The following is a 6,192-nucleotide window of genomic DNA, read 5'->3' as shown; positions in this document are numbered from 1 at the left end:
TGGAATGTTTGTTCTTGTATAAAATTGAAAATAGCGAGTAAGCAAACGATTACCCGTCCACTTACCCGCTAATTTAAGACGTTACTCAGAAGGTACGTTTTTCTCCGCTTCTTCTTTTCTTGCCTGTAATACACGATCTTCTATTTCCTTCGCTTTTGCTGCGTCTTTAGCAGATTTCTTTTTAAACCATCGGAATAATAACACACAAAGAATAAATACCATGATAAACTCTAAAACTACTGGTATATACTCTGTTTTATCTTCTGGAAAATATAAATATAAAAAGCCTAATGAAAGAAAGTTTAACAAAGCAAACACTTCCCTACTTTATTTTTGAATAACCTCTATGGACTGTATAAGGATATCCTCTACCGGCTTATCATTTTCACCAGTTTCCACTTTAGCTATTTCATTTACTACATCCATGCCCTCAATAACTTGCCCGAAGACTGTATGCTTTTGATCTAAATTTGGTGTTCCACCTTTTTCTTCATAAGCCTTCGCTACTTCCTCAGGCCACCCACCTTTAATAAGCTGTTCAGCCATACCTGCTTGTGGTGAAGCTTGTACGATAAAAAATTGGCTGCCGTTTGTATTTGGTCCCGCATTAGCCATAGAAAGTGCACCATTAAAGTTGAATAGGTTCATCGTGAATTCATCCTCAAATGACTCACCATAAATGCTTTCTCCACCTGCTCCAGTTCCAGTAGGATCTCCTCCTTGAATCATAAAGTCTTCAATGACCCGATGAAAGATAACACCCTCATAGTAGCCTTCTTCTGCTTTAGTTATAAAGTTTTCCACTGTTTTCGGTGCTTCTTCTGGAAACAATTTAATTTTAATTGCTCCTAAAGAAGTGTTCATTTGGACTAAAGCTTCATTTTCAGCAACTTCTGTTGAAAGTTGCGGATATGTGATTAATTCGTCCTCTTGTTGGGTATCAGTAGTAACAGCAGATTCTTCTTTTGTTGTTTCTTTTTTATTGTCTTTTTCAGTCTCAGCTGAATCACTTCCACAAGCTGAAACGAAGAGCATAGTAAATAAACATAAAATAATTAATTTTTTCAACATAATCACCCCAAAACAGTTTATCATAATTAAACACACTTTTCAGTGACAAACTTTTAACATTCAACTTCCTTAGTCACTCGAAATGTTTTATAATCTAAATAAGAGTACGTGTCAAAAGAAAGAAGGGATTTTCAATGAGCGTACAAAAACGTAACTTTATTATTATGTGGTTCTCCATTTTCTTAGTATCTAGCACCATGACGATGATCATGCCTTTCCTTTCCCTATATATTAATACGATGGGTGATTTTACAGATGCCTACGTGCAAAAATGGTCTGGTCTAGTATTTGGAGCTACCTTTGTTTCTGCACTTATTATGTCTCCTATATGGGGGAGAATAGCTGATAAATATGGTTATAAGCCAATTTTAATCATCAATGGATTCGGAATTGCACTCAGTGTACTTTTAATGGGATTCATAAATTCGGTAGAAGCATTCTTTGTTCTTCGATTGTTTATGGGTGTTGTAACAGGATTTATCCCAACCTCACTAGCATTTATCAGCTCTCAGACAGCAAAAGATGTGGCAGGCAAGACCATGGGCACCTTACAAATGGGAAGTGTATCTGGTACATTATTTGGCCCTGTAATAGGCGGATTTATGGCAGATACGTTTGGTTTTCAATACACATTTATTATTACAGCTACAGCAGTATCTATAGCTGCACTCCTAGTTATTATAGGGATTAGAGAACAACGTCGTGTGAAAGCGAAGGATGAGCACGAATATTCTAGAAAGACGGTTGTTTCTGGTATTTTTCATCATCGTCTAATACTTAATGTCCTAATGATTACGTCTTTAATACAAATTGGACTTTTTAGTATTCAACCTCTTCTTTCCCTATATGTATCCCACCTAACAGACTCCAATGAGGTCGCTCTTTTAGCAGGCATAACCTTTAGTGCTACAGGTGTAGGTAGTCTTCTTTTCGCGAGAACTTGGGGGAAGCTTGGGGACTCCATCGGCTATGAGAAAGTTCTATCCATGCTGCTACTCATTGCATTTGTATTCATCGTTCCACAGGCCTTTGTTACCGAACTGTGGCAACTGATGGCTTTACGCTTCTTATTTGGGATTGCTTCTGGTGGTCTAATACCAGTTACCACTGCCTTAATTCGACGAGAAGCACCGATCGAAGTTCAAGGAGAGCTTATGGGCTACAACACAAGCTTCCGCTTCTTAGGTAATATTATAGGTCCGATGTTTGGTGGATTTATCAGTGGGTTTATCGGTATATCATCTGTTTTCTTCGTTACAGGCGCGCTTTTCCTGATAGCTTTCTTCATACTCTATTTCGCAGGCAAGAAGCCTGTACAAGACTTTGAAGAAGTGCTCCATGAGGAAGAGTTACACGCTAATACACAATAAATGTAAGGCTTTCGACGCTAAATGGTCGAAAGCCTTTTTGTTATTATATAGTGATCCCTATTATCCTTCAAACGGCAAAGGTTGAGTTCCATCGACATCAGTAAATCCATATTTTTTTGCTAGCTCCGCCACCATTAGTGTTTCTCCAGAAAGCTTAGATACTGTGGTGTCTGTTGCTAAAGCCAAAACAGCACGACCTACATACGCTGTTGTTTCTGTAGCTCCATCCTTGGGTCCAAAACCTGAATCTAAAACTCTTTCCGTCCTCATCCATCCTGGGCAGACAGCAACGGCTGAAATATTGAATTCTTCTAATTCCTTTGCCATTCCTCGTGTCATTCGATTAATAGCATTCATAGCTAAGTCGTAATATAAATTACTAGAGATTTTTTCTTTTATAAAAAATGTGAGATTTACAATTAATCCTTTTTGGTGCTTTGCCATTAAAGGCACAGCGTATCGAGTAGTTAGTAAATAGGCTTGTGGCCCAGCAACCATCATAGCATCCCAGTGTTCCAATGGGCGTTCCCAAAAATGCGGTCCATCTCCTGATGGTAGTGAGCTTTCAGACCCGCCAAATACACTATTCACTAAAATATCAATCCGACCCTGTTCCCTTTCAATTCTCTCAAATAGCTTTCTTACATCACTATTACGTGTATGGTCACATTGTATCGCGATACCTATACCCCCTCTTAAAGTAACACCATCGGCAGTTTCCTCAATGGTTTCTGGACGGTTATCGGTTGTACTCCCCTTTACACTACGTCCTGTCACGTAGACTGTTGCACCTGCACTGCCTAGTTGATAAGCAATTCCCCGACCCGCACCACGGGATGCTCCTGTAACAACAGCAATTTTCCCTTGTAATGGTTTCATATTTTACTGGCTCCTCTAGCTGTACCTTTTAAAATTTTTACGATTCTTCCTCATAAATTTTAACATAAATATCCATTTCAGAAAGAAGTCAATTTTCATATGTAAGATGGATTACACAGTTTACGGTCAATTAACCTTTTCTTTTAAATAGCCTCCATTTTTACTTCACACCTCATATTATTTGGTCGATAGAATAAGCATGGAATATGCTATTCTTTAAATAGATTACAAGAACGGGAGTGTAAAATGATGCGACAAGGTATAGGATTTTTAGTCATCTTGTTATGTTTTCCCGTACTGTGGATTTTATATTCCTTTATCCATACAGAGGTGCTATCTGCAGCCTCCTTTAATTCCGATTTAGAACGTTCCATTCAATTATCAAATCCTACCATAACCTCCCCTGTAGTGCTCTTAGATAACAAAGGAAAACTATTCTCAGAGGATTATATCGAATGGAGAGAGCCTCTTTCTTTAGAAGAGATCCCCTTATTTGCTCAGGAACTCTTTCTTCAAAGTGAAGATGAAGAATTTTATCAGCATATTGGCTTCAATTTTACTGCTATTTTTAGGGCTGTCTTTGCAAATGCATCTGCTCAGCAAATGGAACAAGGAGGAAGTACTATTACTCAACAGCTTGTCCGCCTCCGCTATTTGTCTACTGAGAAAACGTATGAAAGAAAGCTAACGGAGTTACTATATGCGCATGAAATGGAAAAACAAACGAGCAAAGAGGATATTTTCACGAATTATTTAAACGAAATTTATTTCAGCAATCAAGTATATGGAATAGGAGCAGCCTCCACATTCTATTTTGGGCGCTCAATCGATCAATTGAGTGAGGCAGAACTAGCTTTTATAAGTGCAATACCAAATAATCCAACCATTTATAATCCACTCACCAATTTTGATGCAACAAAAAAACGCCAGGAGCTTCTAATTGATGTCCTCGTTAAAAACGGTAGACTTACTGTCGAACGGGCAAATGAAATAAAACAAGCACCAATTAAATTAGTGACGAAATCTAAAAAGCAATTATATCCTGCCTATAGCACGTTTGTGTTACATGAATTAGAAAGCCTTATTGCTCATAAAGAAGGCTTTAAGGACAAAATAGCAAATGCTCAAAATGAACAGCAAAGGCAATTTATTGAAAATGAGCTAAAGACTCGTGTTGATGAAATTATTTCTAAAGGAGTAACCGTGTATACTGCACTAGATCCTCTGAAGCAAGAAGAAGATGAGCGGTATATTAATAGTCTATTAAGTAAAAAGTCGAATCTACAAGCTGCTTCTGTAGTTATTAACAATGAAACGAGGGAGATTGTAAGTATTTATGGTGGGAAGGATTACAAGAAACTAGACTTCCATAGAGCCTATCAGGCAATTCGTCAGCCCGGCTCTGCCTTTAAGCCGCTACTAGTATACGCACCACTGTTTGAAACAACTACGTATACTCCCAATAACTCTATAAATGCCGGGAAGCTATGCATAGGCTCATATTGCCCGCAAAATTATGGTGGTGCAGTGTATGGTTATGTAACCATTCAAGAGGCATTTCGTTTAAGCCACAATACACCAGCTGTTAGATTATTAGATACAGTCGGCATTGAAAGTGCTTTTGCGAGACTCTCTCCTTTTCAGTTTGAAAGTATAGAGGAAAAAGATCATACGTATTCTGCTGCGCTAGGTGGATTAACAAAAGGGGTCACCGTGTTAGAAATGGCAGATGCCTATACTAGCTTTATCAATGGGACTTATAAGCCTGCACATGCCATTCAGAAGGTCGTAGATAAAGAAGGAAATGTTTTATATGCTTGGGAGGATGATTTCCAAGAAGTATGGTCTTATAAAACAGCCCAAACAATGAGGGGCTTGCTTGAACAGGTAGTAACAAACGGAACCGGAAAAGGTATTTCGGTCAACTCCTCTTACGTCGGTGCTAAAACAGGAACCACAAATGAGTATTATGATTACTGGCTAGCTGGCCTAACCGATACTTATACTTCAGCAGTATGGATTGGTTATGATTTACCTAAAAATATGAAAGGCATAGAGTCCAATAAAATCCACCACCGAATTTTTAATCGAATTATGGATAAAAAAAATTGAGAAGCCATTGTTGAGCTTCTCTTTTTTATACACTTTTTATGAAATTCAATATTTTCAAGTATAAAACAGCTACCTCTTCTGGCGTTTCTCGATGTGTATGTGAAAGCCATTGCTCTATAAGACCTAATATGGCTGAAGCTGCAAATGCAGACAAATAATCTGTGGGAATCGTTGGATCAATAGATGACATTTCCGTTGCTTGATAATTTTCTTCGAATTGCTCTACAAAGAATTTTTTTAGCCTTAAATGAAAGCCAGAAGTATTGTTTTTGGACAGTAAAACGATAAATTGGTCAACATGCATTTCGATATATCGGAATACTTCCATGGAAAAGCCTGCAGCTTGTAATTGTTTCATCATTTCCATTTTATACTCGGAATCTATAGATGCAATATGTAATCGGAGCCCTTCCAAAAGCTCTTCTTCTACTCTTTCGAGCAAGTCGTATTTATCAAGATAATGCAAATAAAAAGTTCCTCTGTTTATACAAGCACTATCTGTTATATCTTTTATCGATATCTTTGTAAATTCTTTTCCCTTTAATATGGAAAGGAACGATTGTTGTATTTTTTTCTTTGTTTGCATATTCATCTTATCAAACACAGTATCCACACTCTTGCCCCCTCGCGATACATCTATTTAAAGATTATATTACTATATGAATACATCAATATTTCCTAGGCAATATTTGTCGATTATAAAAATGGCAGACTTGCAATAATTCCATTGTAAAGTTTAATAATTACATAAATAACTAAC

6 protein-coding genes are annotated in these 6,192 nt (G+C 37.5%); 2 read left to right on the top strand and 4 right to left on the bottom strand.

The annotated features are described in order from the left end of the window. Positions 1–81: 81 nt before the first annotated feature. On the bottom strand, positions 82–309 hold the full coding sequence (locus AC06OU_RS18785) for a hypothetical protein (protein ID WP_340882882.1): 228 nt from the start codon (positions 307–309) through the stop codon (positions 82–84). A gap of 18 nt (positions 310–327) precedes the next feature. Further along, a complete protein-coding gene (locus tag AC06OU_RS18780; protein ID WP_475857733.1) occupies positions 328–1,071 on the bottom strand; it encodes a peptidylprolyl isomerase in 744 nt (247 codons plus the stop codon). A 134-nt stretch (positions 1,072–1,205) separates the two neighbouring features. Between AC06OU_RS18780 and AC06OU_RS18775 the strand changes: the two genes are divergently transcribed. Further along, positions 1,206–2,441: an MFS transporter gene (locus AC06OU_RS18775; RefSeq protein WP_475857732.1), complete on the top strand. Its 1,236-nt coding sequence runs from the start codon at positions 1,206–1,208 to the stop codon at positions 2,439–2,441. 60 nt (positions 2,442–2,501) lie between these two features. On the opposite strand, the gene AC06OU_RS18770 is transcribed toward AC06OU_RS18775, so the two are convergent. Continuing rightward, positions 2,502–3,320 (bottom strand): SDR family NAD(P)-dependent oxidoreductase, encoded by an 819-nt coding sequence (locus AC06OU_RS18770; RefSeq protein WP_475857731.1) that lies wholly within the window; start codon positions 3,318–3,320, stop codon positions 2,502–2,504. Between the two features lie 246 nt (positions 3,321–3,566). Between AC06OU_RS18770 and AC06OU_RS18765 the strand changes: the two genes are divergently transcribed. Further along, positions 3,567–5,432, top strand: coding sequence for a transglycosylase domain-containing protein (locus AC06OU_RS18765; RefSeq protein WP_475857730.1), 1,866 nt, complete (start codon positions 3,567–3,569; stop codon positions 5,430–5,432). Positions 5,433–5,457: 25 nt separating this feature from the next. Here AC06OU_RS18765 and AC06OU_RS18760 read toward each other — a convergent pair whose 3' ends face one another. After that, a complete protein-coding gene (locus tag AC06OU_RS18760) occupies positions 5,458–6,045 on the bottom strand; it encodes a TetR-like C-terminal domain-containing protein (protein WP_475857729.1) in 588 nt (195 codons plus the stop codon). Positions 6,046–6,192: the final 147 nt, after the last annotated feature.

This window comes from Psychrobacillus sp. (assembly GCF_056205495.1).
Note: the sequence above shows the minus strand (reverse complement) of the source record. Positions and strands in the feature narration are given on the sequence as shown.

Coding starts and splice junctions, on each gene's coding strand:
- AC06OU_RS18770 (WP_475857731.1), bottom strand. CDS start 3,320: ATGAAACCATTACAAGGGAAAATTGCTGTTGTTACAGGAGCATCCCGT.
- AC06OU_RS18780 (WP_475857733.1), bottom strand. CDS start 1,071: ATGTTGAAAAAATTAATTATTTTATGTTTATTTACTATGCTCTTCGTT.
- AC06OU_RS18775 (WP_475857732.1), top strand. CDS start 1,206: ATGAGCGTACAAAAACGTAACTTTATTATTATGTGGTTCTCCATTTTC.
- AC06OU_RS18765 (WP_475857730.1), top strand. CDS start 3,567: ATGATGCGACAAGGTATAGGATTTTTAGTCATCTTGTTATGTTTTCCC.